The organism is Bacillus sp. N447-1, assembly GCF_022701035.1.
Taxonomy (GTDB): Bacteria; Bacillota; Bacilli; order Bacillales; family Bacillaceae_G; genus Bacillus_A; species Bacillus_A cereus.
Genome location: NZ_CP065509.1, coordinates 1,972,761 through 1,998,539, shown reverse-complemented (window position 1 = coordinate 1,998,539; position 25,779 = coordinate 1,972,761). Strand labels below are relative to the sequence as shown.

The following is a 25,779-nucleotide window of genomic DNA, read 5'->3' as shown; positions in this document are numbered from 1 at the left end:
GTCGATATATGTCGTATTACATTTATATCGTAACATGAAAATAAAACGGAATGGATGGTTATGCATAATTGCATAGATGAGTTTTGAAGGATAACGATAATAGCATTTTATCAATCCTTATTAAGGAAATTGATGTGATTTTATTTTATCCCGCTATTTGCTGGGCAGTAAGACCCCCACCTCAAAATGCAGCGAAAGCAAAGAAGTTAGGTGGGGGATGAATAAATCCCCACTGATTAAAGTTTCATTTTATATATTCCTCCTAATCAATTCTCCAACTTGCGTCGCAACAAACGCAACATCACTATCAATTTCATCCAACACGTAAGACTCTAAAATGCCCATTACAGCTGTTCCTAAAAATTTTAAGACGATATGTTTATCGATGTTTTTATTTACTGATGTGTCTGTATTTAATTTTTTCTCTATTTCACCCATGATGAAAGTTAGTAATTTTTTTTGAAATGATAAGGTGCTGTTACTTCTAAATAGTGCCGCAAAAAATGGTTTGTGTTCTTTGAAGTATTCAAACCATATGATTGTTCCTTCTATAAATTCTTTGTTTTGCTTCTCGTAGCATATTTCTTTTAATTGGTCTAAATGATCGTCCACAATTTTATCTAATAAATTGTACTTATCTAGATAGTGTAAGTAAAACGTTTTTCTTCCGATATTTGCTTTTTCGGTAATGTTTTTAACTGTAATTTCATCAAATCCATCTGTAATTAACATTTCTATAAATGCCGATTGAATGGCGTTTTGTGATTTTATAATTCTTCTATCGATTTTCTCCATATCGTGTTCCTCCGTTGTTGATACACATATTTCTTTATGTGTGTATTATCACCCAAATGCGTAAATGTGGTCATTGAAACAAGGTTCTACTCATTTTATTATAAATATACATGTGAGTAATAACTCTCACAAGTGTAAAATTAATAATAAGATAAGGGTGGTTTTATATATGGCAGTTACGAAAAGAAATGTCCGTTTTTATGCAAGAGGATTACAAGTTGCAGGTATTTTAAATATTCCTGTAGGTGCTGAGGGAAAGAAACAAAATGCAGCGATTGTTTGTGTGCATCCAGGTAGTAGCTGTAAAGATCAAACGGCAGGATTATATGCAGAGAAGTTAGCAGAACAAGGCTATGTAACGCTTGCGTTTGATGCATCGTATCAAGGTGAAAGTGAAGGTGCACCGAGATATATGGAAGAACCAGCTGCGCGCGTTGAAGATATTCGCTCAGCGGTAGATTATTTGACTACTCTTTCTTATATAGATGAAGAACGTATCGGTGTGTTAGGCGTTTGTGCGGGCGGTGGTTATGCGGTAAATGCCGCAATGACAGAGCGCCGCATTAAAGCAGTTGGCACAGTTGTTGGTGCAAATATTGGCCGATTAAATCGTGAAGCTGATCCAATTGGGGTGTTAGAGGCGATTGGTAAACAACGTACTGCTGAAGCACGCGGAGCAGAGGAACTGATTACAAATTGGATTCCTAAAAATCAGGAAGAGTTAGTAGCAGCGGGTATGACCGATATAGATATTGTAGAAGCAGTTGAGTATTACACAACGCCACGAGGGCAAAGTGTTAACTCTCCAAATAAGCTAAACTTTACGAGCATGGGATCGGTAATTGGTTTTGATGCGTTCCATTTAGCAGATACGTTATTAACGCAGCCGCTGCAAATTATTGTCGGTAGCAAGCAAGGCGCATTCGGTTCTTATAAAGATGGTCATGAGCTGTATGAGAAAGCAGCTTCAGAGAAAAAAGATTTACTTGTTGTGGAAGGTGCGAGTCATTACGATTTATACGACCAACCAGAACCAGTAAGAATTGCAGTTGAAAAATTAACAAGTTTTTATAAAGAGCATTTGTAAAAACAATGTTGATATAAATGGTGCCTATAGTTGTTAGATACAAGTCTAACAACTATAGGTTTTTACTATGATGAGCGAAGTGCTTAATATTTACGTTATAAGTGCATAACAAGTTATAATAAAAGAAATCAATAAGGAGGCTGGCTGTGAAGAATCTTCGTTATCTCAATATATTTACGATATTAATTATATACACACTACTTATGTTTTACATCGGCTGGAACGGATGGGTTTGGCTTCATGCGGTATTTGGCTGGGAATCTTGGGGATATTATGCTTTCATAGTCGCATTTATTTCATATGCGTACATTCTCGTGCAAGTGTTTAAGTTTCTGCCATTTCTGCGAACGATAGGTTCGATTTGGTTTGCGGTCATACAATATGCACTTATGTTGTTGCCATTAGCTAATATTATGGTCTTTCTTTTACAGTTTTCAGTAGAGAAAGAAGAGGCAATTATTTGGACAGGAGCGGCTGTGATAGCTGCATTTATCTTTATCTTTGCGTACGGAGTATTTAATGCGTATAGTCCGGTAGTAAGAAAGTACGAGGTGCACATACCGAAAAAGGTAGAGGGGCGTAAAAGTTTACGCATTGCGATGGCTTCTGATATGCATTTCGGTAAACTGTCTGGCGTTTCACATTTAAAAAGACTTGTTCGTCATGTAAATGAGATGGAACCTGATATTATTTTACTGCCAGGTGATATTATCGATGATCATCCAGGTGTGTTCATTCAAAAGAATATGGGATCGATCATGAAACAAATGAAAGCTCCATTAGGCGTATATGGCGTTTTAGGAAACCATGAATACTACGGCAGAGCAGTTCCAGAGTTTTTACAAGAGATGGATAAGATTGATATTCGTATTCTTTTAGATGAAGTAATTACAATTGAAGATGACTTTTATCTCGTTGGAAGAAGAGATAAAACAGAGCGAGATCGTCAAAGCTTTAAACAATTAATGAGTACGGTAGATAAATCGATGCCTGTTATCGCAATGGATCACCAGCCATTTGAGTTGAAACAAGCAGCAGCGGCAGGTGTAGATTTATTATTATCCGGTCATACGCACCGCGGACAAATGGCGCCCAATCATATTGTAACGAGAAGAATGTACGAGCTAGACTGGGGATACGCACAAAAAGGCGCGTTCCACGCAATTGTTTCTTCTGGATTTGGATTTTGGGGACCCCCGCTTAGACTTGGTAGTAGGTCGGAGATTGTGCAGGTAGAAGTTACGTTTGAATAGGGGTTATGAAATAGAGAGCTGATTGCTCTCTATTTTTTTCAATAAAAACAAATAACAATAAATATTTATGTTGGTGCTAATTTCATAAAAGAGATACGATTATAAGACTCGATTAAAATAAAGGGGGGGGATTGTAAGTGATCATATCAGATGTACTATACGGAGAATTTGAAGTGGATCAAGTAGTAGAAGAATTAATTTCAAGTAAGTCTATGCAAAGACTAAAGGGAATTCATCAAAATGGCGCAAGTTACTTAGTGAACGAGAAATGGAATGTAACGCGCTTTGATCATTCAGTTGGTGTTATGTTATTAGTTAAAAAACTAGGTGGTTCAGTAGAAGAACAGATCGCTAGTTTACTGCATGACGTATCGCATACTGCCTTTTCCCACGTGATTGATTACGTTTTTGATAATGAAGATGAAAGTTATCATGAAGAGATATTTAGTTCTGTTGTGAAAAACTCAGAAATTCCAGCGATCCTTGCGAAGCATGGTTATAACTATGAAGATATTTTATTAGATGATTCGAAGTGGACATTACTGGAAAGGTCAGCGCCCGAATTATGTGCAGATCGAGTGGATTATACGTTACGAGATATGTATACATACGGATATATTTCTTTAGAAGAGGTTCATAGATTTTTAGAGGATATTATCGCAGTAGAGGGGAAAATGGTCCTTCAAAGTATCGAAATGGCAGAGTGGTTTACAGAAACGTATTACAAAGAAGTAATCGATTTCTTTATGAAACCAATGAATATTTACGGAAATGATATGTTAGTGAAAACGTTAAAGTTAGCTCTTCATAAAAAGGTTATTCATGCAGATGATTTCCTTCTTGAAGATGATGAGCTTATTTCGAAATTGCAGCAATGTAATGATTCAGAAGTCCATGCTTTATTAAGAAAAGTTCATCCCAATGTAAAAGTAAAAGAAGATAGAGACGATTACGATTTGTATCAGAAAAATAAAGTCCGTCTTATTGATCCTCCGTTACTTCGTGAAGGTGAAGTTATTCCAGCATCTGTTGTGTCAGAAAACATAAGACAGATGAGTGATATTGCTTATGAAAAAGCGGTGAGAGGGATGTATGTGAAAGTGATTTCGAATTAAAAAAGAAGTAGCGCATCGTTTTTAGAGCGCTACTTCTTTTTTATTAATGATCAAACCAATTCCAAATCTCAATATCTCCAAGAGTCGCATAACGTACGTGCGGGGAGTTTTGTAATTTTAATAACTCTTTCGATGGGCCAGTAATAACAATTCCGTATACTTTTACACCGTTGTCCTTTACATATTGATAACGTTTATCTAAGTTTAGTTCTTTCTCAGAAAGCGCTGATATTTTGCTTACCGTTTTTTTATGGATAGAAAGGATGCGCATCATTTCGGTTACTTTGTCTTCTTGCGTTTTCTGCCCGTCAGTTTCATTAGCGAGGAATCTTACATGTTCTGGAAACCCTATAGCTTCTCCGCCATGTAGGATATAGTCATCTACATTTTTTCTTTCTTGTCCTGTATCTAAAGCGTACCATACAGGAGTTGGAGGGAGTTCTTGTGCCTCGAATGTGCTATATAAAAGTGGTTCTAATTCTTTTAAAGTGTAAGCTTTATCAAAAGAAATTGCTACTTCTGCAACGGTTCCATCATGTACTTTTGCAAGTGTATCCCATACTTTTTTTGATGAATCCTTTAAATAATCACCCTGCTCTGTTTTTGGATGAACAAAGAAGAGTTTTGGTTGATAGAACGGATTCATCCAAGTTCGCTTCGTAACATCTACAGATGATAAGAAGCTTTTTGTTTCTATTGTACCGAGGGGCATTTCTTTTTTACCGACGGTTCGTACTAAATCAAATTGGCTATTCGTACGGAAAAAAGCTTCTACACTTGTTCCGCCTCCCATAACACGGCTATTTGGGATCGTTGCTTCAAGTGCAAGCGAAGGAACCTCTCTAATTTCTTCTAGCCTTTTATCATTATTAGCTTGAAAATAAAAGGCTGATAATACCCCGCCGATTATATAGATAACGATGCAAATTGATAATATAAAACCAAACGTTTGTAAACGATGTTTCCACTTAATTCTCCAAAAAGGAATTTTAAGATTTTTTGGAGGTAACTTTTTCTTAATTGGTTCTGTTTTTGTTAACAGCTCATCTAAGTAAGCTTCACACTCTTCACATGACTCAATATGACTTTCTAACAGTTCTTGTTCATCATGCGTGAGCGTTCCATTTTCATACTTCTTCCATAGTTTTTTAAATTCTGTACAACCCATCCGTATCACTCCTTTATGCTTTTCGTGTCTTTCCGTCCCCTGTGTAATTCAATTTTCACTTTCGCTAATGAGAGACCAGTCATTTCTGCTATTTCCTTATAGGAGAATCCATAGTAATCTCGTAGTAGTAGGACATTTCGTCTTTCGAGCGGAAGAGCGTATAAACTGTCTAACCAACTAGCAATCTCATGTTTTACGAAATATTCATGTTCTGTACTTGGCACGTTTGGTAAATGGAATTCTTCCACTGTAGTTGTTTTATACTTTTTTTCTTTTCGATACCAATCGATAAAGGCATTGTAGGCAATTGTAAATAACCACGGCCTAATTTCTTCTCCTTTATAATAGTCAATATGGACGAGCATTCGGTAAAATGTTTCTTGCATGAGATCTTCCGCATAGTGGGAATCTCCGGTTAGGGAGAGAAGATAGCGAAATAAATCTTGCATATGCTCTGAGTAAATTTCTTCTAATGTTTGTTTACGTTTCACTACATTTCCCTCCCTTCATACATAACAACGAAATACATATAAAAAAGTTACAATTTTTTATGGAATTATAGTAAAAAACGTCAAGAATTGGATTACGTTCTCTTTTATCATAATACATATAAGGCGGGTGAACAGAGATGGAAAGCTATGAAACACAAATTCAAAGGTCAATTGATTATATTGAGGAAGATGTAATGGAAAAACAAACGCTGCGTAATTTAGCGCGGGTTGCAGGTTTTTCTGAGTCTCATTTTCATCGTGTATTTCAGGCGTTAGTAGGTGATACGGTAATGGAGTATGTTCGAAAGAGGAGGTTAGCCCGGGCAGCTTATCAACTTTCTCATACGGATGAAAAAGTTATTGATATCGCGTTTGAACATGGCTTTCAATCTCACGAAACGTTCACGAGAGCCTTTAAAAAATTATTTCAAATGACACCGAGTGAATATCGAAAACAAGAAATCGAAACACCGATGTATTACAGAGTAAATGTAAAGCAAAGAAAATTAAATCCGTATTTAGGAGGCATACAAATGGAATATCGTATTGTAAATAAACCAGAATTTTTAGTGGCGGGTTATGAACTGAAGACGACAAGTAAAGAAGGGAAAAACCATCAAGACATTCCAGCATTTTGGCAAGAATATTTACAAAAAGATCTTGGAACGACGATTCCGAATCGTAAAGATACGAGCCAATGGGTAGAGCTTGGATTATGTACTGATTTTAATTTAGAAACAGGAGACTTCACTTATATTATCGGAATGGAAGTTACAGACTTTGAAAATGTACCAAATGAAATTGCAAAGCGTACTTTCCCGGCAGCAACATATGCAGTATTTACAACGCCGAAAGTTCCTCATGAAGAAATGGTATCGTCTATCCACCAAACTTGGAATGCAGTATTCTCAGAATGGTTTCCGCATTCAGGCTATGAACATTGCGGCGTTACAGAGTTTGAATTATACGATGAGCGTTGCCACGAAGATAAGAGTGAGTTTGCACAAGTAGAGCTTTGGATACCGGTGAAGAAAAAATAATAGGGTAAGAGCGAATCATTGGGAGATGGTTCGCTTTTTTTATAAGTGGATTGTTAAATTTGTATTGTTTTATCTGTAATACATATGAAAATGGTAAAATAAAATAGCAATTAAATATTGCGGGTGGAAGGTTATGCCCTTTCTTCATTTTGTGAAGAAAGGAGGTGTAATCGTATGGAATTTCTTTTGCAAATTTTGTAGGAAATTACAAAAACTATAGCTAGAGAAGGTATAGTTTTTGGATTTAAGAAATTAACGGCAAAAAAGCGCAAAAAGAAGACCACCCGTCTGCCTGCGAAGCGTGGGAAGTCTTCTAAGCGCAAATAAGCTTTAGTTGCAACCTTCCACCTTGCGGTAATTAGTTGCAGTGACGGGGTGTTGGAAGCACCTCGTCTACTTCATTTTATGCAAAACTTAGTTAGTTTATACTTCTATTTATAGTATAACAGTTTAGAAATGTATTTGTTAATAGTTTTATTTTTACTTTGTATAGTAGGGAAGCATGTTAGTATTGTCGGTTTTTGTCGGTAAGTCGATATATCTAGAAAATCGCTGATATAATTCGAGTTGCGCCGATATAATTTCATATACCGATAAAACACCTCAAAAAAACGATCCACATAATTTCAATTACTGTAAAATCATCCCAGAAAAGAAAAAAGACGCCACATAGCGTCTTTCCTACGAACGAAACGGAAATACAAGAATAATCGTCGTTCCTTTTCCGAGTGCACTATCAACGGAAATTGTTCCGTTATGAGCATGAACGAGCTGTTTTGTAATGGCTAGGCCAAGTCCAGTTCCGATGTTGCTTTCTTCTGTGTTTGTTCCGCGGTAATATCGTTCAAATAGAAGTTCTTTCGTTTTTTCATCCATTCCTTTTCCATCATCTGAAATGGAGAGTGTAAAGGAATTAGCGTTTTGTGATAGTTTTACGATGACAGTAGTTGTTTCATTATTATGTTTTACAGCATTTACGAGTAAGTTTTCGATAATACGCTGGAACCATTTTTCTTCAATGAAATATTGAATTTTATTTGAGCTCGGTACGAATTCAATATTTTGATTTTGGAGTGTTGGATTGTTAATAAATTGCAATAACACTTTTTGAACGAACTGATTGATTTCAACGTTTACGTGTTGGGCAGGAAGGCTGTTATTTTTTAATTGATACGTTAAGCTTAAATCATCAATTAATGTTGTCATATATTGAGATTTCTCTTTCATAACACTACCAAATTGCTGAATATCACGATCAGTCCAGTTATATTGATTCGATTCGAGTAATAATGCGTAGCCATATATAGAGCTAAGTGGTGTTTTTAAGTCGTGTGTTAGACCGGTAATCCATTCTTCTCGTGTTTGCTGGAGGACTTGCCTCATCGCATCATTTTTTTTGAGTGTAATAGAAAGGTGTTCTAGTGAACTTGTTACATCTCTAAACAAACGGAATGACCATTTTTCTTTACCAGATCGCCGGAACCTGACGGGTTTTCCTTTTTTACTAATAGGTTCTTCATACTTTCCACCAGCGATATTTTTAAGCCAGCGCATCGCATGTAATAACGGTTTCCCGAATTTATTACCGTACCAAATAGAAAGAATGACTAAATAAACAAATACGATAAGAAGGATTAATCCGCATCCGATGAGAAACTTCTTAGTAAATACATCTTCAATTTCGTCACCTGGATAGTAGTGCTCATTTTTTGCAGTTACAACGAGAAGGTTGCCACTATTTGCATCGTAAAAGCTAGACGTATTTTCTTTATGATTCCACGGTTCTTTTTCATTAAGGGCGATTTGTATTGCTGAAAATGTTTTTTTCTTTCCAGCTGGATAGGCAAAAACCTCTTCGCCATTTTGATTAAATATTTGAAGTGCTGCTTTTTCTTTAGACAGTAACTGTTTTTCTTGATCTGTTAATGTGAACGAATCCATCGTTAAAGAGGAGTGATCCTTTTGAATTGCTGTCAGTAACGCATTGCTTTTTAACATACCACCATAAATAACAAGTACTTTCTTTTCTTCTAATTCAATTTCCCAATATGTAAATTTATAATTACTTTCGATATGATGTTGTATATATGCGACTAAAGATGTCTTCGTATAAGCATTCGGAACATCATTTGGTGTATTAAAGTGGTAGAGGATTTTTCCGTTTTCATCTACAACTTGGAGCCAATCATTTTTCTCCTTTATTAAATCTTGCACTTCAGATTGTAACGAAATATGCCCATCTTCTGAAGAGATGTATCTTGAAATTGTAAAACTATCAGAATCTGGAATGTTAGGTTCGTATAAAGTACTAGTAAGAAGAAAAATTAAATAAGTAAAAGCAGCAACTACAGCGATAAGTAATGTAACTAAAACAAAAACGTGTTGCATGATAAATTGAATAATAAGTCGTTTATTAAAATTCATATCGTCACCCTACTTTGTAACGAACTTATAACCAAGCCCGCGAACGGTTTTTATATATTCTGGTTTACTTGGATCATGTTCAATTTTTTCACGTAGTTTTCGAATGTGGACCATAACAGTGTTGTCATCGCCATTATAGGCAGGTGCTCCCCAAACTTTTTCGTATATTTCCTCTTTCGAAAATACGTAGTTCGGATTCTCGCAAAAGAAGAGTAGTAGTTGAAAGAGTTGAGCGGAGCATTCGACAATGTGCCCATCTACTGTTAGTTCTGCAGAGTGCTGATCAATTTCAAATCTTCCAAATGAAATCGAGTGTGATTTTTGTTCGTGTGGTACGGTTTGTTTCATATGTCTCCGAAGCTGTGCTTTCATGCGTGCTACTACTTCTAATGGATTAAATGGTTTCGTAATATAATCATCTGCACCGTATGAAAATCCGGATATTTTATCTAAATCAGATGCTTTTGCTGATAGGAAGAAAATTGGACAATCTGTTTGTTGGCGAATGATTGGACAAATATCAAAACCAGATTGTCCAGGAAGCATTACATCTAAAATAATTAAATCGTAATTGTTTTGCTTAGTTAGAGATAAAGCCATTTCAGCTGATGTTGCAGTTGTAATATGAGAAAAGCCTTCTTTTTCAAGAATGGTAGTTAGTAATTGTAAAATTGCTGTTTCATCATCAACGAGTAAAATATTTGCTTGGTACATAAACATCCCTCCTAATTTTCTCGAATATCATATCATCATTTTGTAACTTATGGAATTTTTAAGGAAATTTTAAGGTTTTCTTTCGCAAAAAATTAAGAATCAAATGATATGATAAAAGTAACATAGGGGAGGAGATGAGTGTGAACCCGTTTCAAGTGATGCGAGCTAGATATTTTTTAATTGTATTTGCACTATTAATTTTAATAGCGAGAAGTAGTGGCGATTTGCTAACAAGTATATTTCATATACAAAATTCTTCTTTTATAAATATCCTTATATTCTATATCCTTCCGATGGTATGGATTTCTTATGAGTATAGAAAGCACCACATTTCATTTTCATTATTTGTTAATAAAAATGAAACATTTAACTTGGTACAAGTTTTATACATTACGGTTATGTTATGCATGTTTAGTTACGGGTATCTTATTTTGTATATGTATAGTTTTGCATGGATTACACCGGACTTTATTATGAACGCCCTGCATGAACCAATTGTAGATAGTACTGGGGGATATGTATCTCAAGTCATTAGGGTCGTATTCATCGCACCAATTATTGGGGAATTTGTTTTTCGCGGATTTTTACTTCAACGTTTTGCAACAAAATGGGGAACGAGCATAGCGACCATCGTTGTAGCAATATTGTTTGCGTTGTTACATGTTGATTTCCTCGGTGCAGCCATATTCAGCATCGTATTGTCAATCGTATATATTCGTACGAAAAGTTTACTCATGCCAATTGCAATACATATGTTAAACAATGCATTTGTAATAGGTGCGTCTTTTCTAATAAGTAGAGAAAAAATTATGAGTTTTGCCGATTTCTCAAATTATACGACATTCTTTCCTGGACTTATTATTTTTATAACAGGATTAAACTTAGTACTTATCTTTTTATTTGTTAATCGTAAATATTGGAGTAAAGAAGTGCCAGTTATATATGCAGAGCAGGAAAAGAGCTTTTCAGATGTAGTCGGGAGTAAATGAGATGAAGAAGACGGTTGAAAAAATATTAAAAGACATTATAGATGTTACGTCTATTACAGATATGTGTGATAAAACATTTTGTAATCGGCTTCAACCTGTAGTAGATACGATTGTGTTTCCAGAGTAGTACTTATTTTCTAGTACTCATTTAAAAGAAAATATTATTTCTCTTCTTATTGTGTTCGGGGTTTTACTAATATTTGGTCTAATTGTAGAAGAAATGATGAAGCGCATCTTCAGAAAGAATGAAGAGAAGTATATGTGGATTCATAAAGTATTCGAGAAAGTAATGGTGGCTTTCCTTTTGTTTTATGGTATAAAAACAATCATTTACTTTATAGCTTTGAAACATCATTAATTCAAAATTTGAAAGGGATGTATAAAATTATATGAATGAAACGATATCATCAAATAAGTTTTTTTATTTGATTTTACTTAGTCTAGTGTTAATAACGACAGTGAATGTTATTTTGCGCTGGGAGGAAGCTTATTTTTTCATGTATTTAGCGCTTCATTTGCTAGGGATTTTATGTATAAGTGGTGGAGTCGTTACTGAAAAAAAGAATGAAGAAAGCGTTAATTATATGTGTGTGATCGGTCTTGTTTTACTTTTAGCTGTACAGGGGATTATGAAATATAGTTCTTTCTCTTTACAAGATTTTAGTTTATTAATAGATGTACTTCCTTAAAGAGGCTCTTTATGTTATCTAAAAAGCAAGTAGGGTACGTGTTGGTTTGCAAGTGCGATCCTTATTCCGGATTGTGAACCGAAGAAAGTGTTTAAAGATAGGCAAAACTCTTCTTATGTAGAAGAGTTTTTTTTTGTAAATAAAAGGATTTCGAGCAATTCACATAATAAGCTTGTTCTAATTTAGCGTGTATGAACTTACAATAATAATAGACAGGCAGCATAGAGGAGGGAATAGCGTGAGGAAGGTTATCGGTTGGTCGCTTTTTTTGTACGTTGGATTTGCGTTACTTATATATTGGTATTTATTTGGATGGAATCATGAACTTATTCCGGACATGTATAAGGGAACGAGTGCAGATCCAGAAACGTTTATGAGTGCTAGAGAGCTTACGCTAAGCCAAGATTATTCGCGCGTGAAAAATTTACTATACTTTTTAGCGACGCCTCTTGAATGGATTATTTTATTATTTGTACTTGTGCTAGGTATTTCAAGAAAGTTTGAGAAATGGTCGAAGGAAACGACTAAAATAAGTGTTTTGCAAGTTGCGATTTATTTCTTTTATTTATCATTACTGACAACAGTGCTTGCCTTACCGATGCAATGGATTGGCCGGAAAGTGTCCGTTGATTACGGCATTTCAACGCAAAGTACACAAAGCTGGATAAAAGATCATGTTATCGGTTTTTGGGAAAGTTATGCGACTATGTTAATTGTAGTTACCGTTCTATTATGGCTTATCCGTAAATTTCCGAAGAGATGGTGGCTCGCAGGATGGGCACTCTCTGTTCCATTTACAATCTTTTTAACATTCATACAGCCTGTCGTTATTGATCCGCTTTATAACGACTTCTCGACGCTGAAAAATAAAGAATTAGAAACGAAAATTTTAGCGATAGCAGACAAAGCGGACATTCCTGCTAAACACGTATATGAAGTAAATATGTCAGAAAAAACGAATGCATTAAATGCTTACGTAACAGGAATTGGCCCTAACGCCCGTATTGTAATGTGGGATACAACGCTTAAGCAGTTAAAAGATAAAGAGATTTTATTTATCATGGCCCATGAAATGGGGCATTATGTTATGAAGCATATATATTTTGGCGTTGCAAGTTATGTATTGCTATCGTTTATAGGTATGTTTTTAATTAGTCGTATTATAAATATGTGTATTCGCAAATGGGGAGATACATTGCAAATTTCAAAAGTGGCATGTTTCTCCATTTTACCTTTATTTTTCTTAATTTCTTCTATACTCTCATTTGCAGTACAACCAGCAACAAACTATGTTTCACGTATAGAAGAAAGAGCGGCAGATCAATATGCTTTAAATATGACGAAGGACGGAAAATCTGGTGTGAAAACTTTTCAATATTTATCAAAAACAAGTTTAAGCCAAGTAAATCCGCCTGCGTTAGTGAAGTTTTTCTTATACACGCATCCACCAATTTTTGAAAGAATTCATGCGTTTGAACAATATGAGAAACAAAGAAAAAAGGAGTAGCTATTATGCTACTTTTTTTTATAGAAATATAAGTTTCATATTGGGAATATTTATCATTGCTTTTATTGCGATTTTGTAAATAATAAGCTATAAAATTCTAAAAATCTATATATAAAGGAATAAAGGTGAAAAATGTATTTTTACAAAATTTAAAAGTGAAATATAAATTATTAGCGCTTATTTCATTAGCAGTTTTAGGTATGGTAATTATAAGCAGTGTAGCAATTCATTCTATTAATAAGATTAAGCACGATACAGAGGTTGTAGTAGATGATTATCAATATTCTGCAATTTTATTAGAAGGAATGCTTCGTACACAAAATTCACTAGAATATAACTTATTAGAGTTAATTACGGCATCACAAAATGAAGTGGCAAATAAAGAGGGAATAATTGATAATATTGAAAAGGATCTTAAAAAATATGATTCTTTATTAAAAGAATATGATGATGGTTTTAATTTAAGTAAGCAAGAGGATGAACTGTTTCAGAAGATGAAGAAATCTTTGCCAAGTTATAAAGATACATATAAGAAATTATTTGAAAAGGCGAAGGCAACAAACGAGCCACAAATGGTAAATGAATTTCAGAAGGAATTAAAACCGAAGGGAATAGAGTTAGCTGGTTATGCAGTGGATCTAGAATCGTATGTTTCAAATTTAGCTGACCAAGTATTTAAAGATTCTCAAAAAATGATTGATCGTTCCGTTATTACCTTTATCATTCTTGTAGTAGTTACTACAATCGTTATATGTATAGTAAGTTATATTATTAGCAAGCTTATAGTTGCTCCTTTACAAACGGTTAGTCGTATGATGGAAAGAGCGAAAGAAGGAGATTTAACCGTACATGGTGATTATACTGCTAAAGATGAATTAGGTGTATTAGTAAGTAATTTTAACGAGATGATTGCAGGGCTAAGAACAAATATGCAAGAAGTAGAGAATAATATTCAGCTTTTATTTCAACATGCAGACGGAGTAGTATCTGCATCAGAAGTATCTAGTAGTGCAGCGAAGAAAATCACTATGGATATTGAAGAAGTTGCAAATGGTGCAGAAAGTCAAATGCAAGCAATGGAACAAACTGCGGGTGCGATGGAAGAGTTGACACAAGGAATGCAGAGTATAGTCAATACATCATCCTCTGTAAATGAATTATCTGCTCAATCAGCATTAGATGCAGAGAATGGTAACAAATTAATGAAACAAATGATTCAACAGATGGATACAATTCAAAATTCGGTACATAGCGGTGTGAAACAAGTAGAGACTATGAAAGAACAATCAGAAGAAATTGTTAAAATCATTGATGTTATGCAAGGTATTACCTCCCAGATTAACTTATTAGCATTAAACGCCGCAATTGAGGCTGCACGTGCTGGTGAAAGTGGTAGAGGATTTGCAATTGTGGCAGATGAAGTGCGGAAATTAGCAGAACAATCTAGTGATTCTGCAAAACAAATTGAGAATCTTATTACTCAAGTTATGGGAACAACGAACCATACAGTACATATGATGGGGAAAGTAGATAATGAGGTACAGGCAGGTACACAAGTAGTAATGCATACAGAAAAAGTATTTGGAACAATTACAGAAAAAGTACAACAAGTATCTGAGCAAATTCAAACGGTATCTATGTCTACAGATGAAATTGCAGCGAGTAGTGAGGAAATCTCGGCTTCTGCAGAAGACATGGCTCAAATTTCTCAAAGATCATCTGACCGAACTGATAGGGTAAAAGAGTCTATTCAACAGCAAGAAAAATCTGTTCAAGAGATTTCGATTTCAATTGAACATATGCATAACGCAGCAGGAAAACTAAAACAAATAGTTGCCCAATTTACTCTTCAAAAGTAGTAGCATATTTGAGTGTTAATAAAGATAAAAAATCATCCTCTTTTAAGAAAAAAGGATGATTTTTTTATCTCGTTATTTGCTGGGCAGTAAGACCCCCACCTCAAAATTCAGCGAAAAATGCTACCCCTGAAATATAAACCATGAATATAGTAGCCTATCTCCTTTAGGTGCCAATAAAGGGAAGTTGTAAAGTGAAAAGGAGTTTATAAAGAGATTGTAGAATGTTTTAGTATATAACACCTTAGATGTGACAACTTCCTTTTTGAAAAAGAAAGAAGGGAGTATAAAGCAGAAAGGTAGTGGAAATATTTCTTCTAGAAGATTTACATTTTATCTTACATTCACCAAAAAATAATACTCCTGAAACAATGAAGTTCATTTTATTTGAATGAAATAGGGAGAGAGGACAATGAAGAAAAAAATATTGGGTGTAATGATGATTGCGACAATGGCAGGAGGTATATTTGCAGGGACGAATGTGACGCCTGTAAAAGCGGAAGAGTATCCACAAATGATTGTGTTTGAAGATGTTCCATACGGATTTTGGGCATATGATGCTATTATGGACTTAGCATATCATAAAATTATATTAGGGTATGGAAACGGGAAGTATGGTGTTGGCGATCTTATAACACGTGAACAAGTAGCTGGGACTATTTACAGAACACTTGAGATAAAAGAAGAAGGGCCAGTAGCGAATCCATATAAAGATGTTTCTGATAGTACAACAACTTTTAAAAAGGAAATTTTGGCGTTAACAAAACGTGGTGTTTTTTCAGGGGATGGCCAAGGGAATTTTAGGCCGAAAGCACCAATCTCTAGAGCGGAAATGGCTGTCATTTTAAAACGAGCATTTCATTTTGAAACGAAACAAAAACATACATTTAAAGATATTCCAAAAGGCCACTGGGCAGAAGATGCAATTAGTGCGTTACAATCTAATAATGTTGTGAGAGGAACTGGGAATGACATGTATGAATTAAATCGCCCTGTACCTAGAGAACAATATGCTCAGTTTATTAATAATGCGATTATTAATTATCATTTGAAAGAGGATTGGAAGTAGAGTGAAATATGAAAGCACAAATAGAAATATTTGTGCTTTTTTGTTTGTTTAAAAAAGAATTATTATTCGTATTTATGTATTTTTATGGTTATACACAAGCTTTATAATCAACCCGATGAAAAAGACATGATGTTTAATATGATTCACAAAACCGTCACGAAATGTGTCGAAAAATATATTGTCACTATACCATTTATTCTGTATATTTTTAAAAAAACATATACATATTGGGGAGATAATTTGATGAGCAAAAAATTATTAAAAACAGCTACAGCATTAACAATTATGGGTGGGGTGTTATTCTCAGCAGAGAGTAACAGTGTAAAAGCGGAAAGTGCACCGTTGCAAAAAACAAATACAATTGTATTTAAAGATGTACCACAAGGGCATTGGGCATATGAGGCAATTCATGAATTAGCGGAACAAGAAATTATTTTAGGATATGGCGATGGAATATTCGGTTTTGGGGATAATGTAACACGTGAGCAAGTTGCAGCTTTAATTTACCGTGTGTTTGATATGGAAGAACAAGATGAATATGAAAACCCATATGGAGATATTGATGAAAATTCAACAAGCTTTATCGAGGAGATATTGGCTTTAACGGAAATGGGAATTTTCCAGGGAGACGAGAATGGAAACTTTAGACCGAAGGCGACGTTAACGCGTGCGGAAATGGCACAAGTTCTTACGAATGCTTTTGACTTACAGGCAAAGGGATCTCATAACTTTAATGATGTTTCAACAAATTCATGGGCAACGAATGCAATTAGTGCAGTACAAACAAATGGTATTACAATGGGAATCGGAGAAGGTAAATTCGGTCCGTCTATGAAGGTAACGAGAGAACAATACGCACAGTTTTTACATAGAGCAATATTGCATGATATGGAACAAGGGCAGTAATAAAGTTTAACTAGTCAAAGTGAAATTTAAAAATAATACAAAAAGGTCGTTGTTGTATAACAGCGGCCTTTTTTGTATGAAATAAAGCGCGAAAGAATGGCGTTTTGAAAAAAAATGAAATGAATTTTCAAAAAAAACTTCCTTTTCTGAAGATTTGTTATATAATATAAAACATGAAATCAAATCTGTTATAAAACAGTTTAAGAAGGGGATGCTAATATGTCGACGCAAACTTCACGGGTTACACTCGTTGGAGAAATGTTACCAGCGTACAACGAAATATTGACACCTGAGGTGCTTAGTTTTTTGAAGGAACTACATGAGAATTTTAATGAGCGCCGCATAGAACTTTTACAAAAACGTGTAGAAAAACAAAAGAGAATTGATGCAGGGGAGTTTCCGAAGTTTCTAGAAGAAACAAAACACATACGTGAAGCGGATTGGACAATTGCCAAGCTGCCAAAAGACTTAGAGGATCGCCGCGTAGAGATTACTGGACCAGTAGATAGAAAGATGGTCATTAACGCTTTAAATTCAGGAGCGCATCTTTTTATGGCGGATTTTGAAGATTCGAATGCACCAACTTGGGAAAACGCAGTTGAAGGGCAAATCAATTTACGAGATGCAGTAAAGGGAACGATTTCACATGAAAATGATAAAGGGAAAGAATATAGATTAAATGAGAAAACAGCTGTACTCATTGTACGTCCAAGAGGATGGCATTTAGAGGAAAAGCATATGCAAGTTGATGGGAAAAATATGTCGGGTAGTTTAGTAGATTTCGGCTTGTATTTTTTCCATAATGCGAAAGCTCTTTTAGCAAAAGGGAGCGGCCCATACTTTTACTTACCGAAAATGGAAAGTTATTTAGAAGCGAGATTATGGAATGATGTATTCGTATTTGCTCAAAAATATATCGGCATTCCAAACGGAACGATTAAAGCAACTGTGTTACTGGAAACGATTCACGCTTCGTTTGAAATGGATGAAATTTTATATGAGCTAAAAGATCATTCTGCTGGCTTAAATTGCGGAAGATGGGATTATATTTTTAGCTTTTTAAAGAGTTTCCGTAATCATAATAAATTCTTACTACCAGATAGAGCACAAGTCACGATGACAGCGCCATTTATGCGTTCGTATTCTTTGAAAGTAATTCAAACATGTCACCGCCGTAATGCACCAGCAATTGGAGGAATGGCGGCACAAATTCCGATTAAAAATAATCCAGAAGCAAATGAAGCAGCTTTTGAAAAAGTGCGTGCTGATAAGGAACGCGAAGCTTTAGACGGTCATGACGGGACTTGGGTTGCCCACCCTGGACTTGTACCGGTTGCAATGGAAGTGTTTAATCACATTATGAAAACACCAAATCAAATTTTTAGAAAACGTGAAGAAATATGTGTAACAGAAAACGATTTACTAGAGGTACCGGTGGGAACGATTACAGAAGAGGGCCTTCGCATGAATATTAGCGTAGGTATTCAATATATTGCATCTTGGTTAAGCGGACGGGGAGCAGCACCCATTTATAACTTAATGGAAGATGCGGCAACAGCTGAAATTTCAAGAGCACAAGTATGGCAATGGATTCGTCATGAAGGTGGAAAACTAAATGATGGTCGTAATATTACGCTTGAATTAATGGAAGAGCTAAAAGAAGAAGAATTAGCAAAAATAGAAAGAGAGATTGGTAAGAAAGCCTTTAAGAAAGGGAGATTCCAAGAGGCGACAACGTTGTTTACAGATCTCGTTCGAAATGATGAATTCGTACCATTTTTAACATTACCGGGTTATGAAATTTTATAAAAAATGAAAAGGGGATGGAACAAATGAAAAACGAAAGAATCGAGAAGTTACAAGAAAGCTGGGAATTAGATGAGCGTTGGAAAGGGATCACACGTCCATATTCGGCAGAAGATGTAATTCGCCTGCGCGGGTCAATTGATATTGAACATACGTTAGCGCGTCGCGGTGCTGAGAAGCTTTGGACATCGCTTCATACAGAAGACTATATTAACGCACTTGGCGCATTAACAGGAAACCAAGCGATGCAACAAGTAAAAGCTGGGTTAAAAGCGATTTACTTAAGTGGTTGGCAAGTAGCAGCTGATGCAAACCTTTCTGGACATATGTATCCAGACCAAAGTTTATATCCAGCGAACAGCGTACCTGCTGTAGTAAAACGAATTAATCAAACGCTTCAACGTGCGGATCAAATTCAGCATATGGAAGGAAGCGATGATACAGACTATTTCGTACCGATTGTAGCAGATGCAGAAGCTGGATTTGGTGGTCAATTAAATGTATTCGAACTGATGAAAGGTATGATTGAAGCAGGTGCATCAGGTGTGCATTTTGAAGATCAATTATCTTCAGAGAAAAAATGTGGCCATTTAGGTGGAAAAGTACTACTACCAACGCAAACAGCAGTACGCAATTTAATTTCTGCACGCCTTGCAGCAGATGTAATGGGAGTGCCGACAATTATCGTTGCAAGAACAGATGCGGATGCAGCTGATTTAATTACGAGCGATATCGATCCTGTTGATAAAGCATTTATTACAGGAGAAAGAACACCAGAAGGGTTTTACCGTACGAATGCAGGTCTTGATCAAGCAATTGCGCGCGGTTTAGCGTATGCACCGTACGCAGACCTCGTTTGGTGTGAAACGTCAGAACCAAATTTAGAAGATGCAAAACGATTTGCGGACGCAATTCATAAGGAGCATCCAGGGAAGCTACTTGCATATAACTGCTCACCTTCATTCAACTGGAAACAAAAACTAGATGAAAAAACAATTGCAAGCTTCCAAAAGGAAATCGCATCTTACGGTTACAAGTTCCAATTCGTAACACTTGCTGGATTCCATTCATTAAATTACGGTATGTTTGAACTAGCACGTGGCTATAAAGAGCGCGGCATGGCAGCATACTCTGAACTACAACAAGCAGAATTCGCAGCTGAAAAACATGGCTACTCTGCAACACGTCATCAACGCGAAGTAGGAACAGGTTACTTTGATGAAGTTGCACAAGTGATTACGGGCGGAACTTCATCAACGACAGCGTTAAAAGGATCTACGGAAGAAGCACAGTTTACAAAATAAAAGGAAGGGGCACCTTTTTGAAGGGTGCCCCTTGTTATTTTCTAAACGATTCGAAAAGAGAGAGTGAGTTGTCGGCAAAAAACGATACTTCCTTTTCTTTATTACTAAATCAAATCAACTCCACTCAGCCTTATGATCACGAATAAACTTTATATCTTTCTCATAATGCTCTAGATGTCCTTCATCAATCATTCTTTGGAAATTCAAGTCGCCTTCTTGCGCTTTTCGTTTCATATATGTACATAATCCTTCTAATCGAAGCAACACCATTCCTAAGTAATCTTCATTCATATTTTTATCATAGGACTGAACGAACAAATTTATTCTCTCTTTAATACGATCTGCATGTTGCGATGAGTCATAATGAACAGCTTCACCGGATTCTGTATAATACACTCTACTTAAAGGCACACAAGTATAAAGTGTATAAGCGATATCCCATAGTCTTGGACCAGGAGCAGCAACATCGAAATCAATAATTCCTACTGGCTTCTCATTATTAAAAATAATGTTATATATGGCAAAATCATTGTGACATAAAACCTCAATGTTATTTGGAGTGTGATCCATCGGTTTCCAATCATCTAATAACAGAAAATCACTTACAGCATCATGGTAAAGGCGGAGCATCTTTGCTATTTCTTTTAATACATTATTAGATCGCATATATTCTTTTAAAGGATAATTGCCAGCTTCTCCTTCAATAAAGGATAAAATCTCTCTATCCTTTTCATCTACACCTAAAAACTTTGGAGCATAATGAAATCCTTTGTTTTCTAAATGTTGCAATAACTTATGAATCTTTTCATTGCCTGGCTTTAACTCTCGCCGAACAGTATTTTCAGAACGATATACGCTTGAGACGTTTCCCCCTGTTAGCCTTTCTTCTTTAGCGTAGTTTGACATGTGAAAATTCCCCCTGTGATTAAAAAATCCAATTCCAAATAGTAAATAGACCAACAACGGCAGAAAAGAGAAGGGAAGCAAGCAATGCTAGACAGCAAAAAGGAACTAGCTTATCTTGCCATGTTTCTTTATACTCATAAATTAACTCCTCTGCTACTTTCTTCTGCACTGAAGATAAAGGTTGATCTTTATACAAACCTTTTATATGGTTAGAATCGCCTTTAAACTTTAAAGCACGTGCAATATGATGAGGACTATTTCCGATTGATTTTTCAAATAATAAACATGATTCATGCATAATGTCTGTTTTATCCCGCTATTTGTGGGCAGTAAGACCCCTACCTCAAAATTTAGCGAAAGCGAAGAAGTTAGGTGAGGGATCAACTGCCCGTAAAAGCCCGATTGGTGAGGGCTGATAATCAGTGGGGAATGAACAAAATCCCCACTGATTAAAGTTTCACTTTATGCTCCTCTAGATACCAGTAACGTCCAGCCATTTCTGGATATTGTAATGTATAATAAATATCTCCGAGTTGTTTTCGAAGATGTAATTCATTTGGGTATGTAAAGATGAGGCCATGCAATCTATCCCTTGCTTTTCCAAGATTATTATTTTCAATATCCTCTTCAATTCTTTTTAATGTTTTTCTAGGAATTTTATTGGTCATAAACTCCTCCTTATTTAGAATAGAGATAATTATATTTTATAAGAAATACTAAAAATTAGAAATTCTATTTTCGAAAAAGATTGTACATTTTATTTTAATGTGCTATGATGATGTCAGTTGAATAGTTAAATTAAGCAATCCATATGTTATCAAGTGCTGGAAACGAACGAGAAAAAGTATGTGAGAACTAGTTTATGTTTCGTATTTGATAATGTGTGGATTCTTTTTTTAGACAGGAAGACTAAAAAATTAAAAATTTGTATTTTCTTAGGAGGAAATAATCATGGCAGTAACAGGACAAGTAAAATGGTTTAACAACGAAAAAGGCTTCGGTTTCATCGAAGTTCCAGGCGAAAACGATGTATTCGTACACTTCTCTGCAATCGAAACTGAAGGTTTCAAATCTCTAGAAGAAGGCCAAAAAGTTAGCTTCGAAATCGAAGAAGGTAACCGTGGACCTCAAGCTAAAAACGTAATCAAACTATAATTTTATAGTTGATGATGGAAAAAAGGATGGCTAATGCCATCCTTTTTTTGTTGTGGGGAAAGTTTTTTCAGAGCCTGTTTTTATATCTAAATCTCTTTTTCTATGTTACAACGGGTGAAAAATTATCTGGAATGCGTATTAGTTTCTGTAGAAGAATTAGTTCAGCAAGAGTATTTGCTGCGTATGATAGTAAATAACTATAAATTTGTATTCTCTATTGAAATAGGGAAATCTTTTCCAGATAGACCTTGAGTAACATCTTTTTTGTTAGTGTTGTTGTTGGAATTTTGTACGTTTTGAGATGATGTTTCTAACAGTTGTTCTTGTTCCTTGCTAGGGGTATTCAGGGCATCTGAGGGGATGCTATTAACCTGCTGGCTTAAGAGATTTTCTTTGTCCATAGTATACAGCTCCTTTTGGAATTCGATAAAAAGCAATGTAATTATAAATAGCTACTTATATATATTGTGTTTTTGAATGACATTATATACAAAACTTATATTACAAAGTTAACTAATTAACGAATTGTTAGTGATGGATAAAGATGTACAAATTTGAAGTGTTTAATAAAAATTAAAAGCGGGTAACAAGTACCAATACTCTTTCTCATGTTTTATATAAGGACCATATTACAAATCAAAAAAGATGTAGGGAACCTTGGGAGAAAATATAGTTGTTTTTTAGGGAGAAGAATAAATAAAATGATACTACAAATGTAAAAAGGCATTCCATAAAGGAAGGCCTTTTATTGTTCTTGTCCTGATTTTTTCTTCTCACGTTTTTTACATTCTGGACATTTTGATTTACGAAACGGTTTAGCAAAGAATAGCAGAATGAAAAATAAACCGAATATAATACTAGCTGAGTTTTTCACGATAATGACGCTACTATTTTTCATTTGAATCGATGGTTGGATCTCTTTTTCCTCCATAGTGGCCCTCCATATATTGGATTTACATTTTAATTATAGCAAAGTTAATTGTTTTCATGATGTGAAAATAGGAAGGGATAATAAATATTTATAGGTAGTATAAATGCTGTTTTTATAACTTCAAAATTAAATAATCACTATATAGTGATTTTATTATTTAACAAATGTTTGATAAATGATAAAAAAATGTAAAAAAGCGGAACTTGTAAGCTATTTCCTTTTCATAGATGCTAAAATTATATATGCAGCTGCTAATATAAATGGAAAAAAGGAGATAATGGAGTATGGAAAGTAAAGTGGAACGCTATGTCGAAAATTATGTTGTAACGAAAAATACGATGGCCTTACTTCCTGTTATTCTAAGTGAAAAGAAAATTGTTACGCGAGTCGTTGAAATGAATGATTCTTTTTTCGTATTTCAAAAACCTCTAGATATTATAGAAAGAAGTTGCCGCAAGCATGGCTCTAGTTTCTTAGGCAGAAAAGAAGGAACGAAAGAGTTAACTCATATTACACATAAAGCACCGATTGCGATTAGTCCAGCAGATCAACTTTATTTTTTCCCTACCTATTCTTACTCTAGAAAAGAGTGTGCTTGGTTGTCTCATTTTTATATTGAAAGTAATAAAGAATTAAAAGATGGAAATCTTATTATTAGATTTATAAATGGCTTTGCTGTGAAATTAGAGATATCAAAAACTAGTTTTGAAAATCAACAAAATCGTACAGCGAAATTACGTACTGAATATGAAGATCGTAGGAAAAAACAAGGGAATCCTTGTTTTAAAGAGGTTGATAAAAAAGAGGAATCAACATTAAGACCCGCTTATGAGAGTGTGTATTTTGTGAAGGAAGGCGAAGTGTGAAAGGATGGGGGAATCCCCATTCTTTTTTGTTTATCCTGTTATTTGTGGGCAGTAAGACCCCCGCCTCAAAATTCAGCGAAAGCAAAGAAGTTAAGCGGGGGATCAACAAAATCCCCACTGATTAAAGTTTCACTTTATCAGTCTTTGTAGGTAAGGCGATATATTAGAAAAACCGAGTTGTAATTGTTATATTTAGAAAATCACCATTGTAATTTCATTTACCGAAAAAATCAAAAAAACAATCTAAATAACAAAACGAATGACACGTCCTGTCGAATATTGATAGATTATCATAGCTAAATAATGAAGGAATTCTTATGAAAGATATGGAAACTTTAATAAATACATCTCCATATGTCGTATCTACCATTTCCTCTTTCATATAAGCGATGATACAGTAGGGATAGTATTTAGAGTAAAGGGGTAAAGTGTAGAATGGATTTTCAGACAATCAAAGAGTATTTTTCACCAGAAAATATGGATCATATTGTTGAGAGTTATAAAGCGTTCGGACCACTTCTTGGTATTGGTTTACCGATGATAGAGGCGTTGATTCCAGCATTACCGCTTATCGTATTTGTACTGGCGAATGCTGTTGCATTTGGCTTTTGGCTCGGTTTTCTTTATTCATGGCTTGGATCAGTAATGGGTGCATTACTTGTCTTTTTCATCATCCGCCATTTTGGTCGCAGTCGTTTCTTTTCGTTTGTAAATAAGCATGAGAGAGTACGAAAAGCAATGGGGTGGATTGAAAGGAAAGGATTCGCACCGATTTTTGTTATATTTTGTTTTCCGTTTACACCGTCAGCGCTCATAAATGTTGTCGCTGGTTTATCCCGAATTAGTGTAAAACAGTTTGGTCTAGCGTTAGCATTCGGAAAACTTGTGATGATTTTTATTTTAACGTATATCGGTCATGATTTAATGTCATTTATTCATAATCCGGTGAAATCAGTTATTGTAGCGATTGGTATTTTTATTTTATGGTATGTCGGTAAGAAAATCGAAGTAAAGTTAGAACTACATTAAGAATAGTCTTCTTTGTAAAGGAAAGCTTCAGTATTAAAGGATAAGGGGAGAAGCAGATGAAGAAAACTTTGAAAAAAGAAGGCATGGAGTGGATACGAACAATTTTAATTGGTGTATTATTAGCTGTATTTTTTCGAACGTTTTTCTTTTCAACGTATGTTGTAGAGGGGAAGTCAATGATGCCGACATTGCAAGATGGCAATATGCTAGTTGTAAATAAGGTGAGTTATCAAGTTGGGGACTTGAACAGATTTGACGTTGTGGTATTTCATGCGAATAAAAAAGAGGACTATGTAAAGCGGATTATCGGTTTACCTGGAGATCATATTGAATATAAGCAGGATAAGTTATATATAAACGGTCAATTTATTGATGAGCCGTATTTAGAGAAGTATAAGAAAGAGATAAACGGAAGGCAACTAACAGGCGACTTTACATTAGAAGAGTTAACGAAAGAAAAACTGGTGCCACCTGGGTTTATTTTTGTAGTAGGTGATAACCGGCTCGGGAGTTGGGATAGTAGACACTTTGGCTTTGTAAAAGCTGATACAGTCGTCGGTAAAGTTGATTTGCGATATTGGCCAATTCAAGAGGTGCAAACGAATTTTTCAAAAGGTTGATATAATAGATAGAAGTATAGAAAAAGGCAAACAACTCAGTTTGTCTTTTTTCGTGTCCT

The 25,779-nt window shown here is 35.1% G+C and carries 24 protein-coding genes and 4 pseudogenes; 18 read left to right on the top strand and 10 right to left on the bottom strand.

From position 1 onward, the window contains the following. Positions 1–249 precede the first annotated feature (249 nt). Positions 250–795, bottom strand: coding sequence for a TetR/AcrR family transcriptional regulator (locus tag IQ781_RS09975; protein ID WP_000410998.1), 546 nt, complete (start codon positions 793–795; stop codon positions 250–252). Positions 796–964: 169 nt separating this feature from the next. Between IQ781_RS09975 and IQ781_RS09970 the strand changes: the two genes are divergently transcribed. The 3 genes from IQ781_RS09970 (at position 965) to IQ781_RS09960 (ending at position 4,250) form a co-directional block, all read left to right on the top strand. Next, positions 965–1,882 (top strand): alpha/beta hydrolase, encoded by a 918-nt coding sequence (locus tag IQ781_RS09970; RefSeq protein ID WP_000301566.1) that lies wholly within the window; start codon positions 965–967, stop codon positions 1,880–1,882. 146 nt (positions 1,883–2,028) lie between these two features. After that, positions 2,029–3,135, top strand: coding sequence for a metallophosphoesterase (locus tag IQ781_RS09965; RefSeq protein WP_063220280.1), 1,107 nt, complete (start codon positions 2,029–2,031; stop codon positions 3,133–3,135). A 137-nt stretch (positions 3,136–3,272) separates the two neighbouring features. Then, positions 3,273–4,250: an HD domain-containing protein gene (locus IQ781_RS09960; RefSeq protein WP_063220279.1), complete on the top strand. Its 978-nt coding sequence runs from the start codon at positions 3,273–3,275 to the stop codon at positions 4,248–4,250. A gap of 43 nt (positions 4,251–4,293) precedes the next feature. On the opposite strand, the gene IQ781_RS09955 is transcribed toward IQ781_RS09960, so the two are convergent. Together IQ781_RS09955 and IQ781_RS09950 are read right to left on the bottom strand one after the other, a co-directional pair. After that, a complete protein-coding gene (locus IQ781_RS09955) occupies positions 4,294–5,418 on the bottom strand; it encodes an anti-sigma factor (protein ID WP_063220278.1) in 1,125 nt (374 codons plus the stop codon). 5 nt (positions 5,419–5,423) lie between these two features. Further along, the gene (locus IQ781_RS09950; RefSeq protein ID WP_139846975.1) at positions 5,424–5,909 is read right to left on the bottom strand and encodes an RNA polymerase sigma factor; all 486 of its coding nucleotides are present in this window, start codon (positions 5,907–5,909) and stop codon (positions 5,424–5,426) included. A 137-nt stretch (positions 5,910–6,046) separates the two neighbouring features. Between IQ781_RS09950 and IQ781_RS09945 the strand changes: the two genes are divergently transcribed. Beyond that, positions 6,047–6,949: an AraC family transcriptional regulator gene (locus tag IQ781_RS09945; RefSeq protein WP_000446855.1), complete on the top strand. Its 903-nt coding sequence runs from the start codon at positions 6,047–6,049 to the stop codon at positions 6,947–6,949. Positions 6,950–7,630: 681 nt separating this feature from the next. Here IQ781_RS09945 and IQ781_RS09940 read toward each other — a convergent pair. Both IQ781_RS09940 and IQ781_RS09935 read right to left on the bottom strand, forming a co-directional pair. Further along, the gene (locus IQ781_RS09940; RefSeq protein ID WP_001010450.1) at positions 7,631–9,373 is read right to left on the bottom strand and encodes a sensor histidine kinase; all 1,743 of its coding nucleotides are present in this window, start codon (positions 9,371–9,373) and stop codon (positions 7,631–7,633) included. Positions 9,374–9,382: 9 nt separating this feature from the next. Next, on the bottom strand, positions 9,383–10,087 hold the full coding sequence (locus IQ781_RS09935) for a response regulator transcription factor (RefSeq protein ID WP_000283871.1): 705 nt from the start codon (positions 10,085–10,087) through the stop codon (positions 9,383–9,385). Between the two features lie 140 nt (positions 10,088–10,227). Between IQ781_RS09935 and IQ781_RS09930 the strand changes: the two genes are divergently transcribed. From IQ781_RS09930 to aceA, 10 genes and pseudogenes are all read left to right on the top strand, one after another. Then, a complete protein-coding gene (locus IQ781_RS09930) occupies positions 10,228–11,076 on the top strand; it encodes a CPBP family intramembrane glutamic endopeptidase (RefSeq protein WP_001067985.1) in 849 nt (282 codons plus the stop codon). A gap of 1 nt (position 11,077) precedes the next feature. After that, a pseudogene (locus tag IQ781_RS09925) lies at positions 11,078–11,434 on the top strand (hypothetical protein). Between the two features lie 31 nt (positions 11,435–11,465). Further along, positions 11,466–11,765, top strand: a complete 300-nt coding sequence (locus tag IQ781_RS09920; RefSeq protein ID WP_001006050.1) for a DUF2101 family protein — start codon at positions 11,466–11,468, stop codon at positions 11,763–11,765. Positions 11,766–12,003: 238 nt separating this feature from the next. Next, positions 12,004–13,272, top strand: coding sequence for a M48 family metallopeptidase (locus tag IQ781_RS09915; RefSeq protein ID WP_001233315.1), 1,269 nt, complete (start codon positions 12,004–12,006; stop codon positions 13,270–13,272). A 200-nt stretch (positions 13,273–13,472) separates the two neighbouring features. Continuing rightward, positions 13,473–14,135, top strand: a pseudogene (locus IQ781_RS28420) (MCP four helix bundle domain-containing protein); the annotation flags it as partial. Positions 14,136–14,177: 42 nt separating this feature from the next. Next, complete coding sequence (locus IQ781_RS28415) at positions 14,178–15,131, top strand: methyl-accepting chemotaxis protein (protein WP_406807596.1); 954 nt, start codon at positions 14,178–14,180, stop codon at positions 15,129–15,131. Between the two features lie 409 nt (positions 15,132–15,540). Beyond that, a complete protein-coding gene (locus tag IQ781_RS09905) occupies positions 15,541–16,197 on the top strand; it encodes an S-layer homology domain-containing protein (protein WP_000727102.1) in 657 nt (218 codons plus the stop codon). Positions 16,198–16,335: 138 nt separating this feature from the next. Continuing rightward, positions 16,336–17,103 (top strand): S-layer homology domain-containing protein, encoded by a 768-nt coding sequence (locus IQ781_RS09900; protein ID WP_127063856.1) that lies wholly within the window; start codon positions 16,336–16,338, stop codon positions 17,101–17,103. A 219-nt stretch (positions 17,104–17,322) separates the two neighbouring features. After that, complete coding sequence (gene aceB / locus IQ781_RS09895) at positions 17,323–18,912, top strand: malate synthase A (RefSeq protein ID WP_139846977.1); 1,590 nt, start codon at positions 17,323–17,325, stop codon at positions 18,910–18,912. Positions 18,913–18,935: 23 nt separating this feature from the next. Beyond that, positions 18,936–20,213 (top strand): isocitrate lyase, encoded by a 1,278-nt coding sequence (gene aceA / locus IQ781_RS09890; protein ID WP_000787346.1) that lies wholly within the window; start codon positions 18,936–18,938, stop codon positions 20,211–20,213. 114 nt (positions 20,214–20,327) lie between these two features. On the opposite strand, the gene IQ781_RS09885 is transcribed toward aceA, so the two are convergent. From IQ781_RS09885 to IQ781_RS09875, 3 genes and pseudogenes are all read right to left on the bottom strand, one after another. Beyond that, positions 20,328–21,119, bottom strand: a complete 792-nt coding sequence (locus IQ781_RS09885; RefSeq protein WP_139846978.1) for a phosphotransferase — start codon at positions 21,117–21,119, stop codon at positions 20,328–20,330. A 19-nt stretch (positions 21,120–21,138) separates the two neighbouring features. Continuing rightward, positions 21,139–21,429 (bottom strand): annotated as a pseudogene (locus IQ781_RS09880) (DUF6584 family protein); the annotation flags it as partial. Positions 21,430–21,583: 154 nt separating this feature from the next. Then, positions 21,584–21,787, bottom strand: a pseudogene (locus IQ781_RS09875) (DUF6584 family protein); the annotation flags it as partial. Positions 21,788–22,070: 283 nt separating this feature from the next. On the opposite strand from IQ781_RS09875, the gene cspA reads away from it, so the two are divergent. Further along, entirely contained in the window at positions 22,071–22,274 is a 204-nt protein-coding gene (cspA, locus tag IQ781_RS09870) for an RNA chaperone/antiterminator CspA (protein WP_000301522.1), read from the top strand. 197 nt (positions 22,275–22,471) lie between these two features. Here the strand turns inward: cspA and IQ781_RS09865 are convergent, their stop codons facing one another. Together IQ781_RS09865 and IQ781_RS09860 are read right to left on the bottom strand one after the other, a co-directional pair. Continuing rightward, a complete protein-coding gene (locus IQ781_RS09865; protein WP_139846979.1) occupies positions 22,472–22,675 on the bottom strand; it encodes a hypothetical protein in 204 nt (67 codons plus the stop codon). Between the two features lie 344 nt (positions 22,676–23,019). Next, entirely contained in the window at positions 23,020–23,205 is a 186-nt protein-coding gene (locus IQ781_RS09860) for a hypothetical protein (RefSeq protein WP_000391373.1), read from the bottom strand. A 284-nt stretch (positions 23,206–23,489) separates the two neighbouring features. On the opposite strand from IQ781_RS09860, the gene IQ781_RS09855 reads away from it, so the two are divergent. The 3 genes from IQ781_RS09855 (at position 23,490) to lepB (ending at position 25,720) form a co-directional block, all read left to right on the top strand. Further along, a complete protein-coding gene (locus tag IQ781_RS09855; RefSeq protein WP_000444443.1) occupies positions 23,490–24,071 on the top strand; it encodes a competence protein ComK in 582 nt (193 codons plus the stop codon). A 435-nt stretch (positions 24,072–24,506) separates the two neighbouring features. Continuing rightward, complete coding sequence (locus IQ781_RS09850) at positions 24,507–25,100, top strand: TVP38/TMEM64 family protein (protein WP_000347517.1); 594 nt, start codon at positions 24,507–24,509, stop codon at positions 25,098–25,100. Positions 25,101–25,156: 56 nt separating this feature from the next. Further along, positions 25,157–25,720, top strand: a complete 564-nt coding sequence (lepB, locus tag IQ781_RS09845) for a signal peptidase I (protein WP_000751919.1) — start codon at positions 25,157–25,159, stop codon at positions 25,718–25,720. The last annotated feature ends 59 nt before the right edge of the window (positions 25,721–25,779 follow it).